This window comes from Streptomyces sp. P17 (assembly GCF_032436805.1).
In the GTDB taxonomy this organism is placed as follows: Bacteria; Actinomycetota; Actinomycetes; order Streptomycetales; family Streptomycetaceae; genus Streptomyces.
Window position 1 is genome coordinate 190,990 of the sequence record NZ_JAVRBF010000001.1, and the last position, 16,318, is coordinate 207,307.

General features: G+C 71.4%; 18 protein-coding genes. 11 read left to right on the forward strand and 7 right to left on the reverse strand.

Annotation, left to right across the window (positions count from 1 at the left end):
* Nucleotides 1–270: 270 nt before the first annotated feature.
* The 3 genes from RMT89_RS00880 (at nt 271) to RMT89_RS00890 (ending at nt 3,259) form a co-directional block, all read left to right on the forward strand.
* Complete coding sequence (locus RMT89_RS00880; protein ID WP_315881937.1) at nt 271–1,977, forward strand: lytic murein transglycosylase; 1,707 nt, start codon at nt 271–273, stop codon at nt 1,975–1,977.
* 133 nt (nt 1,978–2,110) lie between these two features.
* Nucleotides 2,111–2,245 (forward strand): SPW_0924 family protein, encoded by a 135-nt coding sequence (locus tag RMT89_RS00885; RefSeq protein ID WP_315881938.1) that lies wholly within the window; start codon nt 2,111–2,113, stop codon nt 2,243–2,245.
* 21 nt (nt 2,246–2,266) lie between these two features.
* On the forward strand, nt 2,267–3,259 hold the full coding sequence (locus tag RMT89_RS00890) for a DUF3068 domain-containing protein (protein ID WP_315881939.1): 993 nt from the start codon (nt 2,267–2,269) through the stop codon (nt 3,257–3,259).
* On the opposite strand, the gene hrpB is transcribed toward RMT89_RS00890, so the two are convergent.
* Nucleotides 3,249–5,798, reverse strand: a complete 2,550-nt coding sequence (hrpB, locus tag RMT89_RS00895; RefSeq protein WP_315881940.1) for an ATP-dependent helicase HrpB — start codon at nt 5,796–5,798, stop codon at nt 3,249–3,251. The two genes, RMT89_RS00890 and hrpB, sit on opposite strands and share 11 nt — an antisense overlap.
* Nucleotides 5,799–5,802: 4 nt before the next feature.
* Complete coding sequence (locus tag RMT89_RS00900; protein ID WP_315881941.1) at nt 5,803–6,690, reverse strand: class I SAM-dependent methyltransferase; 888 nt, start codon at nt 6,688–6,690, stop codon at nt 5,803–5,805.
* Nucleotides 6,691–7,009: 319 nt separating this feature from the next.
* Here RMT89_RS00900 and rpsA point away from each other — a divergent pair, with 319 nt between their 5' ends.
* The 4 genes from rpsA to RMT89_RS00920 all read left to right on the forward strand — a co-directional run bounded on the left by rpsA (nt 7,010) and on the right by RMT89_RS00920 (nt 10,872).
* Entirely contained in the window at nt 7,010–8,512 is a 1,503-nt protein-coding gene (rpsA, locus tag RMT89_RS00905) for a 30S ribosomal protein S1 (protein WP_315881942.1), read from the forward strand.
* 177 nt (nt 8,513–8,689) lie between these two features.
* Nucleotides 8,690–9,628 carry a PAC2 family protein gene (locus RMT89_RS00910; RefSeq protein ID WP_315881943.1) on the forward strand — a complete coding sequence of 313 codons (939 nt, stop codon included), beginning with the start codon at nt 8,690–8,692 and terminating at the stop codon, nt 9,626–9,628.
* Nucleotides 9,629–9,832: 204 nt separating this feature from the next.
* A complete protein-coding gene (gene coaE / locus RMT89_RS00915) occupies nt 9,833–10,441 on the forward strand; it encodes a dephospho-CoA kinase (protein WP_315881944.1) in 609 nt (202 codons plus the stop codon).
* Between the two features lie 50 nt (nt 10,442–10,491).
* Nucleotides 10,492–10,872, forward strand: a complete 381-nt coding sequence (locus RMT89_RS00920) for a tetratricopeptide repeat protein (protein WP_315881945.1) — start codon at nt 10,492–10,494, stop codon at nt 10,870–10,872.
* Nucleotides 10,873–10,875: 3 nt separating this feature from the next.
* On the opposite strand, the gene RMT89_RS00925 is transcribed toward RMT89_RS00920, so the two are convergent.
* Entirely contained in the window at nt 10,876–11,136 is a 261-nt protein-coding gene (locus RMT89_RS00925) for a DUF6343 family protein (protein ID WP_315881946.1), read from the reverse strand.
* Nucleotides 11,137–11,203: 67 nt separating this feature from the next.
* Here RMT89_RS00925 and RMT89_RS00930 point away from each other — a divergent pair, with 67 nt between their 5' ends.
* Both RMT89_RS00930 and RMT89_RS00935 read left to right on the forward strand, forming a co-directional pair.
* Nucleotides 11,204–12,115 (forward strand): acyltransferase domain-containing protein, encoded by a 912-nt coding sequence (locus RMT89_RS00930; protein WP_315881947.1) that lies wholly within the window; start codon nt 11,204–11,206, stop codon nt 12,113–12,115.
* Nucleotides 12,116–12,181: 66 nt separating this feature from the next.
* The gene (locus tag RMT89_RS00935) at nt 12,182–12,616 is read left to right on the forward strand and encodes a DoxX family protein (protein WP_315881948.1); all 435 of its coding nucleotides are present in this window, start codon (nt 12,182–12,184) and stop codon (nt 12,614–12,616) included.
* 83 nt (nt 12,617–12,699) lie between these two features.
* Here the strand turns inward: RMT89_RS00935 and RMT89_RS00940 are convergent, their stop codons facing one another.
* A complete protein-coding gene (locus RMT89_RS00940) occupies nt 12,700–13,212 on the reverse strand; it encodes an RNA-binding S4 domain-containing protein (protein WP_315881949.1) in 513 nt (170 codons plus the stop codon).
* Between the two features lie 66 nt (nt 13,213–13,278).
* Here RMT89_RS00940 and RMT89_RS00945 point away from each other — a divergent pair, with 66 nt between their 5' ends.
* Nucleotides 13,279–14,001 (forward strand): uracil-DNA glycosylase, encoded by a 723-nt coding sequence (locus RMT89_RS00945; protein WP_315881950.1) that lies wholly within the window; start codon nt 13,279–13,281, stop codon nt 13,999–14,001.
* Here RMT89_RS00945 and RMT89_RS00950 read toward each other — a convergent pair.
* Entirely contained in the window at nt 13,944–14,546 is a 603-nt protein-coding gene (locus tag RMT89_RS00950) for a GntR family transcriptional regulator (RefSeq protein WP_315881951.1), read from the reverse strand. The two genes, RMT89_RS00945 and RMT89_RS00950, sit on opposite strands and share 58 nt — an antisense overlap.
* 74 nt (nt 14,547–14,620) lie before the next feature.
* Here RMT89_RS00950 and RMT89_RS00955 point away from each other — a divergent pair, with 74 nt between their 5' ends.
* The gene (locus RMT89_RS00955; RefSeq protein WP_315882006.1) at nt 14,621–15,331 is read left to right on the forward strand and encodes an aspartate/glutamate racemase family protein; all 711 of its coding nucleotides are present in this window, start codon (nt 14,621–14,623) and stop codon (nt 15,329–15,331) included.
* 1 nt (nt 15,332) lies between these two features.
* Here RMT89_RS00955 and RMT89_RS00960 read toward each other — a convergent pair whose 3' ends face one another.
* Nucleotides 15,333–15,776, reverse strand: a complete 444-nt coding sequence (locus tag RMT89_RS00960; protein WP_315881952.1) for a GNAT family N-acetyltransferase — start codon at nt 15,774–15,776, stop codon at nt 15,333–15,335.
* Entirely contained in the window at nt 15,773–16,183 is a 411-nt protein-coding gene (locus tag RMT89_RS00965) for a RidA family protein (RefSeq protein ID WP_315881953.1), read from the reverse strand. The genes RMT89_RS00960 and RMT89_RS00965 overlap by 4 nt, the downstream gene beginning before the upstream one ends.
* Nucleotides 16,184–16,318 lie beyond the last annotated feature (135 nt).

Consider the following 16,318-nt stretch of genomic DNA (forward strand, 5'->3'; position numbering starts at 1 on the left):
GCGGATGTGATCGACCCGGCCAGTATCACGCATGGCCAACTGGTGAATATCGGACGCGAACGGGTGCCCGTGGCGCGGAAGTTGTCGTAGGGTCACTTGGGTTGGCGCGCGGGGAGCGCGGTCGACGCACGGACAAAAACGGACGGATGCTCGCGGGGCCACCACCGAACGGCCGCACGAGCGCAACCCCCACGGCGGGTCGTTCGTCACAACAGGGCGACGGGACAGACAGAGACGGGCGCTCGGGCGTCCACGGGAGGGGTTCACTCTATGTCGGCGCAATTCGGCAGGAGGCTGTACAAAGGTGCGGCCACCGCCGCCGTGGCCGCTCTTGCGGTAGCGGCGCTGTCCGGCTCCCAGGCTCCCGGAGTGACGGTCGACGACCAGGGCAGACGGACGACGTCCGACACCCGGCCCACTCCCGACGCCGCCGACGACAGCGCGACCGGCAACTCCCCGTACTACACGGACCTGCCGCCCCTCGACAGCCCCAAGCCCTCGCCGAGCGCGGGCGGCACGGGCACCGGAAGCACCGACTCCGAGTCCGGGATACCCGCGACCGTCCTGGACGCCTACAAGCAGGCCGCCGCCTCGCTCCAGGAGTCCAAGCCCGGCTGCAACCTGCCCTGGGAGCTGCTCGCCGCGATCGGCTACGTCGAGTCGGGCCACGCCCGCGGCGGCCGGGTGAGCGCCGACGGCACCACGACCTCCCCGATCCTCGGCCCGCAGCTCAACGGCAACGGCTTCGCGAACATCAGCGACACCGACGACGGCGCCTACGACGGGGACAGTTCGTACGACCGTGCCGTGGGCCCGATGCAGTTCATCCCGTCCACCTGGGCGTGGGCAGGCCGCGACGGCAACGGCGACGGTGAGAAGGACCCGAACAACGTCTACGACGCGGCCCTCGCCGCAGGGCGCTATCTGTGCCGCTTCGACTGGGACCTGTCCAACGGATCCGACCTCAGGAGCGCGATCCTCAGCTACAACAACTCGACGGACTACCTGAACACCGTCCTGGCGTGGCTGGAGCACTACCGCAAGGGCGTCGACGAGATCCCCGACGGCACCGGCACCCTTCCCGAGGACCGCAGCGACCACAACGGCGGGGCCCAGACCCAGCCGTCGCCTCCGGCCTCGCGGCCGCCGAACACGACGCCGCCCACCACGCCCCCGGGCACAAAGCCCCCCACGACACCGCCGAGCACGCCCCCGCCCTCGACACCGCCCACGACGCCTCCGGGGACCCCTACCGACAGGGTGCACCACCTGGAGGACGCCGGCACCGCCAAGCTCACCGCGAGGACGGGCGACGCCTTCGGCGAGAGGATCAGCACCCGTGCCGAGACCTCGGCCGGCAAGGGCGTCGGCAAGGTGCGGATACGCTTCACCATCGTCGGCGACACCGACGCCACCTTCAGCGGCGGCGAGAAGTACGCCACGGCCCTCACGAACAGCAGCGGTACGGCCGTGGCGCCCGCGCTCCAGGCGGGTGAGGAGACCGGCGACTTCATCGTCCGCGCCACCGTCGTGGGCCGCTCCATCGCCGGCCTCGACTACACGGCCACGGTCACCGAACGCGTCGCCGACGCCCTCGCCCGTACCGCCGACACCGCGCTGACCTGCACCCCGGGCGGCGAGTTCGCGGACCAGGTGGAGGTGAAGGCCACCTACCAGGGCGCCGCAGCGGACGGGGTCGCGGCCACCGCCACGCTGATCAAGTCGGCGGACGACCCGGCCGAGAACGACAAGGGCCCCTACTTCAGGGACGCCGAGGGCAATCCGGTACGCACCCTGACCGGCCTGGAGACGGACGCAGCCGGCCTGCTGAAGCTGCCGAAGCTGTACGCCGACGACTCCACCGGCACCTTCCTGCTCCGCATCAACACCGCGGGCGGCGCGACGCTGACGGTCGAACTGACCGTGGCGGCCGCGGAGTCGCCGTCGCCCACCCCGTCGGCGAGCCCCAGCGCATAAGGACGGCCCGGACGGTGCCCCTCCAGCCCGGGAGGGGCGCCGTCGTCGTGTGCAACGTGTTCTCATCTCGCCCGCCCGTTGCTACGGTGCCGGACCTGACGAGGTATCAGCTCCGGCCCCGTGGGGAGGCACCGTGCGCGCCCTGATCGCCGCCGCGACCGGTCTCGCCGTCGCGCTCGCCCTGGTGTTCACGCTCACCGCGCTGGGCTCGCCGGCCGGCGAGACCTCCCCCGAGCCGCTGCTGACGACGGTGCCCGCACACCCGTAACCGCCCGGGAGGGAGGCCGAGATGCGCCGCAAGGCCAGTCTGGTCCTGCTCGCGTTCGCCGTGTTCTTCGCCGCGCTGTCCCCGATGCTGCGCTGGTACGCCTTCCCGCGCCTGGCCAAGATCCCCGCGAACCAGTACCAGGACATGGTCCTGGAGGCGAAGGACGCCACCCTGCTCGACTACGGCACGATGAAGGCGAAGAAGGTCTCCAAGGTCACCATCGTGCAGACCCTGAAGGGGAATGTGGAGGCCTCCGAGCGGATCGAGAAGACGGCGGGCCGGGACGTGGTCGTCTGGGACGGCCTCTCCTATGTCCAGGGCCCCGACGGCAAGATGGTCTCCCAGATCCCCGAGCGCTATATCTTCGACGCCCACACCCAGGAACCCGTCCACGCCCCCGGCGAGATGGTCGACGGCGACCCGGTGCGCCGCGAGGGCATCGAGTTCAAGTGGCCGTTCCTGACGGAGAAACGGTCCTACGAGTACTTCGACGCCCAGACCCGCACCTCCGCGCCCATCTACTACCGGGGTACCGAGGACTTCCGCGGCCTCGAGGTCTACTACTTCGAGCAGACCATCCCGTGGACGAAGGTGCCGTTCCCCAAGAAGCTGCCCGTCGGCGGAGTGACACCGGAGTCCCTCGACGAGACCGGCACCACCCGCTGGTACACCACGGTCCGCAAGTTCTGGGTCGAACCCCTCACCGGCGCCCCCGTCTACGGCGAGGAGATCCACAAGGAGGAACTCCGCGGCGGCAGCCTCCTCGGCGACCGCGACAAGGTCACGGCGTTCTCCGGCCATGTGAAGATGCGCGAGGACTACATCGACTACACGGTCGACCTGGTCAAGTCCAACCGCACCCTGGTCCTCCTGATGACGTCGTACCTGCCGTGGGGCTTCCTGACGCTCGGCATCCTCCTGCTGGCCCTGTCCCTCTACTTGGAGGCCCGCAGCCGCCGCCCGGCGGATCCGGCCCCGGGGGAGACGGTCGAACCGGAACCGGTCAACGCCTGAGCCGCGCTGTTGTATGCCGGGTGGGCTCGGCCGTCGCCGGGTCCTCGGGCCACGGATGCTTCGGATAGCGGCCGCGCAGCTCGGCTCGTACGCCCTTGTAGCCCTCCTTCCAGAAGGAGGCGAGGTCGGCGGTGACGGCGGCGGGACGGCCGGCGGGGGAGAGGAGATGGACGAGGACCGGAACTCCGGCGAGGGACGGCGACTCGTGCAGGCCGAACATCTCCTGCAACTTCACGGCGAGGACGGGCTGTTCGGGGTTCGTGTAGTCGATCCGGATTCTGGACCCACTGGGGACGGTGAGGCGTTCGGGCGCCAGCTCGTCCAGCCGTGCCGCCTCGCCCGAGGCCCAGGGCAGCAGCCGGCCCAGGCCCGCCCCCGCGTCGATCCGCGCAAGGTCCGCCCGCCGCCGGGAACGGCTCAGCTCCGGCTCCAGCCATTCCTCCACGCGCGCGTGCAGCGCAGCGTCGGAGACGTCGGGCCAGGAGTCGCCCACGTGCAGATGGAGAAACGCCAGCCGCTGTCGCAGGACGAGCGCGTCCGGCGACCACCGCAGCAGGCCGAGTCCCTCCTGTCGCAGTCCGTCCAGAAGGGCATCGCGTACGAGGGAGGCGTCGGCGTGCTTGAGCGGACGTACCGCCAGCTCGATCGCGCCCAGGCGTTCCACCCGGCGCGCGACCACGTCCCCGTCGGCCCAGTGGACCTCCTCGCCCTCCGTATACAGAGGAGCGGCCGCCGAGCGAGCCGTCTCCTCGTCCACCACGGCGGCGAGCTGCACGCGTGCGTGTCCCTTGCCGACGGGCCGGTCCGCCGCGGCGACGGCGATCCAGGGGGCGCCGTGCAGGGGTGAGCGGTCGGGGAGGTCGGCCCTGGTCCCGGAGGCCATGAGGTAGGAGCCGCCGTCGAGCTTGGCGACGCGCTCGGGGAAGGCCAGGGCGGCGACGACCCCGGCGAGCCGGTCGGCGGAGAGGGCCGCGTCCTGATCGAGGGTGCCGGGTCCGAACTCGGCGTCCGCCCGCGACCCGCGGTCCTGGGCGTGCGGGCGGGAAACCTCGCCGGCGGCGGCTCGCAGCCGCCGCACCTCGCTGCGCCACCGCCCCGAGTACGCGTCACCCCCGTGCCGAGCAGCCCTCCAGGCCGCCGCCAGATCATCGCCGTACTCCCGCGGCGCCTCCTCCGACAGCAGAGCCACCACCTCGGCACCCGCACCGGAGGTGTCCAGCAGGGCCCGCCCCAGACGCGGGTGCAACCCGAGCCGGGCCAGCCTCAGCCCCCGCTCCGTGGCCCGGCCCTGGGAATCCACGGCCCCCACCGCCGCCAAGGCGGTTCGCGCCGCCGCCATCGCGCCCGCCGGCGGCGGATCCAGCAGCGCAAGCCCTGTGGCTGCCGGATCTCCCCAGCACGCCGTCTGCAACGCGAACGCCGTCAGGTCCGCCACCTTGATCTCGGGGGAGGGGAAGCGCGGCAGACGCGCGTCCTCCGCCTCCGCCCAGCAGCGGTACACCGCACCCGGCGCCTCACGACCGGCCCGGCCCGCCCGCTGCCGCCCCGCCGCCTGCGAGGCCCGTACCGTCGTCAGCGCGCTCAGGCCGCGCGCGTGGTCGACGCGCGGCTCCCGCGCAAGACCGGAGTCGACCACGACCCGGACCCCGGGGACCGTCAGCGAGGACTCCGCCACGGACGTCGCCAGCACCACCCGGCGCCGCTCCGCAGGGGCGAGCACCGCGTCCTGCACCGCCGCCGGGGCGCGACCGTGCACCTGGAGCACCTCCACACCGCCCAGGCCGCCGAGCTGTCCGGCCACCCGCGCGATCTCCCCCACACCGGGCAGGAAACACAGCACGTCCCCGTCCCGCTCGGCCAGCGCCCGCCGCACCACCGACGCCACATGCGTCAGCAGCGCCGGGTCCACCCGCATCCCGTGCGGCGGCCGCACCGGACGCGCAGGCGGCGCCCACACCACCTCCACCGGATACGAGACACCCTCCGCCTCGACCACCGGCGCGCCGCCCAGCAGCCGGGCCCAGCCCTGAGCGTCCGTCGTCGCCGACGCGGCCACCAGCCGCAGCTCCGGCCGCAGCGCCTGCCGTACGTCCCACAGGAAGGCCGCCGTCGTGTCCGCGTCCAGATGCCGTTCGTGGCACTCGTCCAGGACCACGACGTCGACGCTCGCGAGTTCCTGGTCGCGCTGGAGGCGCTGCAGCAGCACACCCGTCGTGACGACCTCCACGCGTGCGTGCCGTCCGACGACCCGCTCCCCGCGCACGGTGTAGCCGACGCTCCCGCCGACCTTCTCACCGAGCAGCCACGCCATCCGCCGGGCGGCGGCGCGGGCGGCGATACGGCGCGGCTCCGCGACGACGACCCGCCGGGCGGGCGCGGCAGCGTCCAGCAGCCCCGCCAGCGCCGGCGGGACGAGGGTCGTCTTGCCGGTGCCGGGCGGGGCGACGAGGACCGCGGTGCCGTGCGCCTCCAGGGCGTCGGTCAGAGAGGGAAGGGCACCGCGTACGGGAAGGGCGTCCAGGGCGTCGTAACGGATCACGCACTCAGTCTCGTACGCAGACGAAGATCGCCGTCCCCGGGATCAGATTCCCGCGCAGCGGGGACCAGCCGCCCCACTCCGCGGTGTTCCAGGCCGGCCACTCCGGCTCCACCAGGTCGACCAGGCGGAGGTCCGCCGCCACGAGGTCCCGGACGCGGTCGCCGATCGTCCGGTGGTGCTCGACGTACACCGCGCGCCCCTCCTCGTCCTGCTCGACGTACGGCGTGCGGTCGAAGTACGAGGCGGAGACCGTGAGGCCCTCGGGGCCCGGCTCGTCGGGGAAGGCCCAGCGGATCGGGTGAGTCACGGAGAAGACGAAACGGCCGCCCGGGCGCAGCACCCGGCGCACCTCGCGCAGCACCTGCACCGGGTCGGCGACGAAGGGCAGCGCCCCGTACGCCGAGCAGGCCAGGTCGAAGGTGGCGTCGGCGAAGGGGAGGGCGCCCGCGTCCGCGCAGACCAAGGGGAAGGAGCCGCCGATCCGCAGCGCGTGCTGGAGCTGGCGGTGGGAGAGGTCCAGGGCGACCGGGCGGGCGCCCTGCGCGGCCAGCCAGCGCGCGCACTGGGCCGCGCCGGCCCCGATCTCCAGGACGTCCCTGCCCTTCAGCTCCTCCGGCGGGCCGAGCAGCTCCGCCTCCACCTCGTCCAGGCCCTCGGGGCCCCAGACGAAGCGGTCGTCGCCGAGGAAGGTGCCGTGCTCGACCTGGTACTCGTCCGCGTTGCGGTCCCACCAGCCCCGGTTCGCCCGGGAACTCTCCGCGACGTCGGCGGCACGCCGAGTGGCCTCCGGCTCGGCTTCCGACCCGGACGCGGCCTCGATGGATACGGGCTCTTGGATGATCGGCTCCCTCGTCGTACTCTTCCGTCCAAACCCCGTCCCCGGCGGTGTCACGAAAGGGGCGTCGTGGGCCCTGCGTGGCCTCGGGAGACAGGTTTTGTGCCGGGTATGCGGCGATCCGCCCCGGGTGTGCGCCTTCGCGCATTGACCCTGCCCGGCTGCCCCCGTATGCTACAAGTTGCGCTGCGGGCCTGCGCACCTCAGACGTAGCAGGCTGCGCTCGCATCTGTTGTATGTCCCCTCGGTTGTCGAGGCGCCATCACCAGTTACCTGGTGAGGCGCTTCCTTGGCTGTCCGGCTTCTTCAGAGCGATACGGGCTCCCGGCGTAGCAGTACCTACGACTTCAATGTCCGTACCGGAGCCCTTTCCCACATGACGAGCAGCACCGAGACCACCGCCACCACCCCGCAGGTAGCGGTCAACGACATCGGTAACGAGGAAGCCTTCCTCGCCGCGATCGACGAGACGATCAAGTACTTCAACGACGGCGACATCGTCGACGGCGTCATCGTGAAGGTCGACCGGGACGAGGTCCTGCTCGACATCGGTTACAAGACCGAAGGCGTTATCCCGAGCCGCGAGCTCTCCATCAAGCACGACGTCGACCCCAACGAGGTCGTCGCCGTGGGCGATGAGATCGAGGCCCTTGTCCTCCAGAAGGAGGACAAGGAAGGCCGCCTCATCCTGTCCAAGAAGCGCGCTCAGTACGAGCGTGCCTGGGGCACGATCGAGAAGATCAAGGAAGAGGACGGGATCGTCACCGGCACCGTCATCGAGGTCGTCAAGGGTGGTCTCATCCTCGACATCGGCCTCCGTGGCTTCCTCCCGGCCTCCCTGGTCGAGATGCGCCGCGTTCGCGACCTCCAGCCGTACGTCGGCAAGGAGCTTGAGGCCAAGATCATCGAGCTGGACAAGAACCGCAACAACGTGGTCCTGTCCCGCCGTGCCTGGCTGGAGCAGACCCAGTCCGAGGTCCGCCAGACGTTCCTCACCACCCTCCAGAAGGGTCAGGTCCGTTCCGGCGTCGTCTCCTCGATCGTCAACTTCGGTGCCTTCGTGGACCTGGGTGGCGTCGACGGTCTGGTTCACGTCTCCGAGCTGTCCTGGAAGCACATCGACCACCCGTCCGAGGTTGTCGAGGTCGGCCAGGAAGTCACCGTCGAGGTTCTCGACGTCGACATGGACCGTGAGCGTGTCTCCCTGTCGCTGAAGGCGACCCAGGAAGACCCGTGGCAGCAGTTCGCCCGTACCCACCAGATCGGCCAGGTCGTGCCCGGCAAGGTCACGAAGCTGGTTCCGTTCGGTGCGTTCGTCCGCGTGGACGAGGGCATCGAGGGTCTGGTCCACATCTCCGAGTTGGCCGAGCGCCACGTGGAGATCCCGGAGCAGGTCGTCCAGGTCAACGACGAGATCTTCGTCAAGGTCATCGACATCGACCTTGAGCGTCGTCGTATCAGCCTCTCGCTGAAGCAGGCCAACGAGTCCTTCGGTGCCGACCCGGCGTCGGTCGAGTTCGACCCGACCCTGTACGGCATGGCCGCGTCCTACGACGACCAGGGCAACTACATCTACCCCGAGGGCTTCGACCCCGAGACCAACGACTGGCTCGAGGGGTACGAGAAGCAGCGCGAGGAGTGGGAGCGCCAGTACGCCGAGGCGCAGACCCGCTTCGAGCAGCACCAGCAGCAGGTCATCAAGTCCCGCGAGGCCGACGCCGCTGCTGCGGCCGAGGGCGGCGAGACGGCGGGTGCGGCTCCGGCCGCGTCCGGTGGCGGCGGTTCGTACTCCTCCGAGGGCCCGGACAACTCCGGTGCGCTTGCCTCGGACGAGGCGCTGGCCGCGCTGCGTGAGAAGCTCGCCGGTGGCCAGAGCTGAGCTGACGCTCACTGAGCAGTAGCTCCTGACAGAGGGGCCGTACCTTTCGGGGTGCGGCCCCTTTGGCATGCCCTGACGGCCCTGTCCATACCGTCAAGATCACGATTCCTCGTTCTCCGGGAATGCCCACGCCCGCAAGGGCGTTGTTGAGTGTGAACACGAGGAGGAGCGGTCACTGTGCTTGATCCGCAGGATTTGTACGCATGGGATCCGAAGGGCCTGACTGTCGTCGACATGGCGCTGGCGCAGGAGTCCGCGGGCCTGGTCATGCTCTACCACTTCGACGGATACATCGACGCGGGCGAGACCGGCGACCAGATCGTCGACCGGCTGCTCGACTCGCTGCCCCACCAACTCGTGGCCCGGTTCGACCACGACCGGCTCGTGGACTACCGCGCCCGCCGCCCGTTGCTGACGTTCAAGCGCGACCGCTGGACCGACTACGAGGTTCCGGCCATCGAGGTACGGCTCGTCCAGGACGCCACCGGAGCGCCCTTCCTGCTGCTGTCCGGCCCCGAGCCGGACGTGGAGTGGGAGCGCTTCGCCGCCGCCGTCCAGCAGGTCGTGGAGCGGCTCGGTGTCCGGCTGTCCGTGAACTTCCACGGGATCCCCATGGGCGTCCCGCACACCCGCCCTGTCGGCCTCACCCCGCACGGCAACCGCACCGACCTCGTCCCGGGTCACCGCAGCCCCTTCGAGGAGGCGCAGGTGCCGGGCAGCGCCGAGTCGCTGCTGGAGTACCGCCTGATGGAGGCGGGCCACGAGGTCCTCGGCGTCGCCGCGCACGTGCCGCACTACATCGCGCGTTCCCCGTACCCGGACGCCGCCCTGACCGTCCTGGAGTCCATCACGGCCGCGACCGGCCTGGTCCTCCCGGGCATCGCGCACGCCCTGCGCACCGACGCCCACCGCACCCAGACCGAGATCGACCGCCAGATCCAGGAGGGCGACGAGGAACTGGTGGCGCTGGTCCAGGGCCTTGAGCACCAGTACGACGCGGCGGCGGGGGCCGAGACACGGGGCAACATGCTCGCCGAGCCCGTGGAGATCCCGTCGGCGGACGAGATCGGGCGCGAGTTCGAGCGGTTCCTGGCGGAGCGGGAAGGCGACAACTAGGGGGTGTTTTGAAAGTCCTGTGCGGTGCCCGCGGTGCCCGCGGTGTTCGGTGCGTGCCCTCGGCGTGCCGGACGAAGGCCCTCGTACTGGACGTACTTGGGTCTTTGGCCGGTGCGGCGAGGGTGCGTGCCGGGCGCCGTGGGTGCTGTGCGGGACTTTCAAAACACCCCCTAGGCCCGCTCGGGCAGGCCCTAAGCTTCGGCCATGCTGAAAGTTGGCCTGACCGGCGGTATCGGTGCCGGCAAGAGCGAGGTGTCACGGCTGCTCGTGGCCTGCGGTGCCGTGCTGATCGACGCGGACCGTATCGCGCGGGAGGTCGTGGCGCCGGGGACGCCCGGGCTCGCCGCCGTGGTGGAGGCCTTCGGCGAGGAGGTGCTGGCGGAGGATGGGAGCCTGGACCGCCCCAAGCTGGGCTCCATCGTCTTCGCCGACCCCGACAAGCTCGCTGTACTGAACTCGATCGTGCACCCCTTGGTGGGCGCCCGCTCCCGCGAGCTGGAGCAGGCGGCCGCCGGGGACGCGGTCGTCGTCCATGACGTCCCGCTGCTGACGGAGAACGGCCTGGCGCCGCTGTACGACGTCGTGGTCGTCGTCGACGCCGACCCCGAAACCCAGCTCGACCGGCTGGTGAGGCTGCGCGGGATGACCGAGGAGGACGCCCGCGCGAGGATGGCCGCCCAGGCGACGCGGGAGAAGCGCCGGGAGATCGCCGACATCGTCATCGACAACGACGTACCGCTGGAAGAGCTGCAGCGGCGGGTACGGGAAGTGTGGGACGAGTTGAAGCACAGGGCCCAGACGCCTCAGGAATAGCGGCCCCTCCTGGGGGCGTTGAAGCCCTTCAGTGAGGGAAGGACTCTGCCGTGCCCGAGACCAGCGGTTCGACCGGACGCACTCCGGAGACGCATGTCATCGATTTCCGTGCCGCCGAGCATCTGCTCGCCGCGCGGGACCCGCGGGGCGCGGTGAAGCTGCTCGACGGTGTCATCGCCGCGCACCCCGAGAACACCGCCGCGCGGCTGCTGCGCGCGCGTGCCTTCTTCGCGGCCGCGCAACTGCGGCCCGCCGAGCTGGAGTTCACCATCGTCCTGGAGCGCGAGCCGGACAACGCGTTCGCGCACTTCGCGCTCGCCCGCACCTATGAGCGGCAGGGGCGGCGTGACCAGGCCGTACGCCACTTCCGGCTGGCGGCAGCGCTGGACCCCAACCCGCAGTACAGGAAGGCGGCGCGGTTCGAGTCCTGAGCGTCAGCGGCGGTCGGGCGGGTTGTACGGCGGGACGTCCCGGCCGGGCTGGTAGTGCGGGCCCTGGCGGATGTGCCGGACGATGAAGAACATGTCCACGGCGACGACCAGCGCCAGGACCCCGCAGGCCACCGCCCAGCCGGTACGGCCGGCCAGCGCGAAGGCGACCGTGCCGAAGACCGCCCAGACCAGCCCCCACACACTCAGCCAGAACCGCGTGCGCAGCGCACTGCGCGCGGTCGTGGGTTCACTGCCCGTACGCATCGGGATCACCACTCCTCCTTCGGAACGTACTCTCCGAGGAGCCGTTCACAAAGAGGGGGTATGTGTCGTGCCGCTGCCGGATGCCGACGATCTGCCCGAGACCCTGATCGACCTCGCCGTACCCCACGAGGACATCGGCGCCCTCGTCCGCATGCGGCGAAGGGTCACCGACGATCCCGAGCTCAGACAGTTCCTGGAGGCGTCGGTCGAGGAGCTCGTCCGGGACATGGGGACCATCGGCGCGCGGGTCGAGCTGCCCGAGCTGGACTGGCCCGCGGGGCCCTTGCAGCGCTGTTTCCCCGCGTACGTCTTCGTCGCCGCGCTGCCCTACACGCGCGCGTACCACCGCGAGCGCGGTGTCCCCGCCGAGGTGACCCGGCGCACCCTCGCCGACCTCGGCCGGAACATGGCCGTCCACCGTCGGCGGTACGGCCGGGCGGGCGTACAGGCCCCGAGATGGCTGGCCCATCACTTCCGTGGGGAGCTGTACCAGCTGGGGCGGCTCCAGTTCGAGCGGACGCGCACCGGGCAGATGTTCGCCGCGGACGGTCTGGACCCGGACACGCCCTGCCTGAACCTCCACATCCCCGACTTCCACGGCCCGCTGACCCCGGCCGCCTGCGACCGCTCCCTGGAGCTGGCCCGGGAGTTCTTCGCCCGGCACTTTCCCGAGGAGCGGTACTCGGCCGCGATGTGCCACTCCTGGCTGCTCGATCCGCAGCTCAAGCGGTATCTGCCGGCCGATTCCAACCTCGTGCGCTTCCAGGGGCGGTTCCGGATCGGCCGTGCCGACGGCGAGGAGGCCGATACCGAGCCGGTGCAGTTCGTGTTCGGCGACCCCGATCTGCCGGTCGAGGGGCTGCCGCGGCGGACGGCGGTGGAGCGGGCGGTGGGGGACCATCTGCGGGCGGGCGGTCACTGGTACATCGGGCACGGATGGTTCCCGATTCAGGGCCCAACTTCGGCCGGGTGGCGATGAGTTTCGGAGCGTCCCGCGGTCTGTCTCTGTGACCGCGACACCAACCGCCGTACACAGGAGAGCCCGATGTCCGAGACCACCGCTCCCGTCCCCGTCATCGCCGAGTCCGCGACCGCCCGTGGGCGCCGTGCCCGGATCGCCCTGCGCGGGCTGCAGATCCTGCTTGCGCTGTTCTTCGCCTTCGCGAGTGCACTGCCGAAGCTGATCGCGCACTCCACGGCCGTCGAGACCTTCGACGAGCTGGGCTGGGGCAGCGCGGGCATGTACACCATCGGCGCCCTCGAACTCGCCGGAGCCATCGCCCTGTTGATCCCGGTGCTGCAGTCGGTGGCGGGGATCGCGCTGAGCGCGCTGATGGTCGGCGCGTTCGTCGTCACGCTCACCGCCTTCGACGGGGAGAACGCGGCCACGCCGCTCATCCTGATCATTCCGCTCGCCCTGATCGCCTGGGCGCGGCGCGGCCACAACGCGGAGCTGCTGCGGCTGGTGCGGCGCGCGTGACACCCGGCGTACGTACGGTGACGGCTGCGTCCGAGGGCCCCGGGCCCGGATCGGACGCGGCCGCTGCCGTACGTCCGTCCCTGTCAGCGCGCTCCGGGGCGGCTGCCCTTCTCCAGGGCGCGCAGGCGTTCCAGCTCGCGGCGGTCCCGCTTGGTGGGGCGGCCGGCGCCGCGGTCGCGGATGCCGGCCGGGGCGACGGCCTCGCGGGGTGGGGGCGGCGGGGAGTTGTCGACGTAGCACTGGACCGCGACCGGGGCGCCGACCCGCTTGCGGATCAGACGCTTGACCACGACGATCCGCTCCCGGCCCTCGTGCCGCAGCCGCACCTCGTCGCCGACGCGCACGGAGTGGGCGGGCTTGACCCGCTCGCCGTTCACCCGCACATGACCGCCCTTGCAGGCGGCGGCGCCCGCCGAACGCGTCTTGATCAGCCGTACCGCCCAGATCCAGCTGTCGACGCGCACGCTCTCACCGGACTGCGGCCCGGCCGCCTTCGCGGCGGCCACGGCGGCGGCGGTCCCCGCATCCACGGCCGGAGAGGCCCCGTCGGCCGGTGCCGCGCCGCCGCTCTTGTCCTCGTCACCCTCGGAAGCCATGTCTCTGACCTTAGTCGTTGAGCCGGACGGCCGACCTGGCCTTTTCGCCGGGCTTACGGTGGAGCCATGGACGCCCTCGTCGAACTCGACCGGCGGATCGCGGGCTGCCGGGCCTGTCCTCGGCTGGTGGCCTGGCGGGAGGAGGTGGCCCGGACCAAGCGGGCCGCCTTCGTCGAGCAGACGTACTGGGGGCGCCCGGTGCCGGGATTCGGCCCGCCGGACGCCCGGCTGCTGATCGTCGGCCTCGCCCCGGCCGCGCACGGCGGAAACCGCACAGGGCGGATGTTCACCGGCGACCGCTCCGGGGACGTGCTGTACCAGGTGCTGTACGACGTGGGCCTCGCCTCGCAGCCCACCGCGGTCGCCGCCGACGACGGACTTGAGCTGTACGGCGTCCGCGTGACCTCGCCCGTGCACTGCGCCCCGCCCGCCAACAAGCCCACGCCCGAGGAGCGCGACACCTGCAGGCCCTGGCTGGTGCAGGAGCTGCGGCTGCTGCGGCCGACGCTGCGGTCGGTCGTGGTGCTCGGCGCGTTCGGCTGGCAGGCGGTGCTGCCCGCGCTGGCGGCGGCGGGCTGGACGATTCCGCCGCCTCGGCCGGCTTTCGGGCACGGGGTGCGGGTGCCGCTCGACGGGCTCGGCCTCTTCGGCTGCTTCCACGTCAGCCAGCGCAACACCTTCACCGGCCGGCTCACGCCCGCGATGCTGCGGGAGGTGCTGCGGACGGCGGCTCAGGAGGCGGGCCTGCCGGAGTCGTCGCCGAACAGGTGCCGGACCGTCGACTCGTAGTTGGCCCGGACGTGGCTCAGCGCGTGCGCCCGGGCGCGGTCCGGGTCGCCGGAGGCGATGGCCTCGTACAACTCGCGGTGCTCGGTGAGGAGTTGGGGCCACTCCTCGTTGCGCCGGGTGAGCCAGCGCAGGCGGCCGTCGACGGGTTCCATGACCGCGATCAGCAGGCTGTTGCCCGCCAGGGCGAGGATGCGGTCGTGGAACCGGGTGTTGACGTCGGTGATCGTCTCGGCGTCCCCGGCCCCGGCGGCGGCGCTCGTCAGCAGCTCCCGCAGTTCGGCGAGCGCCTCCGGGGTCGCCCGGGACGCGGCCAGGCCCGCCGCGTACACCTCCAACGCCTCGCGCAGCTCGAAGAGTTCCTTGACGTCGGTCGGGGTCAGCCGCCGTACGACCGTGCGGCGCGCGGACTCGAAGAGGACGAAGCCCTCGGCGACCAAGGGCGTCAACCCCAAGGCGCTGTGGGCGTTCCTGCCGGCGGCGGGGGTCGCGGCGGTGCTGGCGCTGGTGAAGACGTTCAGTGATGTGGCGCCGTACTCGTGGTTCATCGGTACCGCGCTGGCGGCGGGCCTGTATCTGGTGCTGTGCCGCGGTGAGCGCGCCGGAAGGGAGGGCTGAGCGGGTGCGGATCGTCGTCACCAACTGCAACACCACGCAGGAGATGACCGAGGAGATCGTACGAGGTGCCCGGGCCGCCGCAGGCCCGGGCACCACCGTGACCGGACTGACCCCGTCCTGGGGACCGGAGTCGGCGGAGGGCTGGCTGGACAGTTACCTGTCGGCGGCGGCGGTGCTGGACGCGCTGCGGACGTACGAGGGTCCTTGTGACGCCGTGGTCATGGCCGGGTTCGGCGAGCACGGGCGCGAAGGCGCAAGGGAGTTGGTGGACGTCCCCGTCGTGGACATCACGGAGGCCGCGGCGCATCTGGCGTGTCTGCTGGGGCGGCGGTACGGGGTAGTCACCACGCTGGAACGGTCGTGCGGCCAGATCGAGGACAGCCTGGAGCTGGCCGGGGTCGGGCGGAACTGCGTGGGCGTGGTCGGCACCGGGCTCGGGGTCCTCGAACTGGAGGACGCCGAGCGCACGCAGGCCGCGCTTCTGACGGCGGCCGAACGGGTGCGCGGCGCCGGGGCCGAGGTGCTGGTACTGGGATGCGCCGGGATGACGGGGCTGCAGCGGGTGGTGGCGGAGAAGCTGGGGCTTCCGGTGGTGGACGGGGTCGGCGTGGCGGTACGGCTGGCGGAGTCGCTGGTGGCACTGGGGCTGACGGCGAGCAGGGCGGGGGCGTATGCGCGGCCGCTGCCGAAGCGGAGGGGCTGGGGGCGGCCGTGAGCTACGGCTTCCAGACGTACCGTACGTCCGGCTCGCGCTCCTCGTTGTCGCTGCCGTCGGTGTACTCGACGGCGACGAAGCCGTGGCGCTCGTGGAAGCGGTGGGCGGGCTTGTTGATCTGGAAGGTCCAGAGATTCAGCCCCTGCGGGCTGAGCTCCTTGGCGAGTTGGACGAACCGGTCGCCGAGGCCACGCCCGCGCCAGTCGGGTGCGAGGTGGAGCTGGGAGAGAAGCTCGCCGTGGAGAACCATGACGCCGACGAGTGCGCCACCGGCTTCAGCCACCCACGTGTCCTGCCGGGGGACGACGAACTCCCGGAAGTGGTCGCGCACTTCGTCGTCCGAGTGTGGCCGTACGACGGTCGGCAGCGCGGCATTGAAGGAGCGCAGCCACACGTCGGCGACGGCGGAGGCGTCTTCGGCGGTGGCCTTGCGCAGGGTGATCACCGGCCATCCTCCGGTACGACCGCGGTGGCCGTGATCTCCACCAGTTGCCCGGTGTAGCCGAGGCAGGCGACCCCGATGAGCGTGGACGAGTGTGGTCCGGTACTGAGGCCGGATGCCTCGACGACCTCCCACACGGAGGACAGCACGGAGGTCTCGCTGCTGACGACGTACACATCGGTCGACAGCACATGCGCCAAGTCGCTCCCGACCGCCGCCAGTTGCGCTTCGAGATTGGCGATCACCTGCTGGGCCTGCCGTGCCGGATCCCCCTCACCGACGATCTTCCCCTCGGCGTCCAGCGGCACGGAACCGGCGAGAAAGGCGAGCTTGGTACCGGCCTCGACGACGGAGGCGTGGGAGTAGGTCGGGGGAGGGAAGAGGGCGGGGTTGGTGACGCGCTGGATCACGGCGGCTCCCGGGGCTGTACGGCGAACGGCGGACAACCCACCGATCTTCGGGTGCGGGACCGGGTACCGCATCCGATTTTCTGGAGCGGGCCGACGGATAACCGTTCGACAGCTCCGGCGCGGCCCGCAACCCTG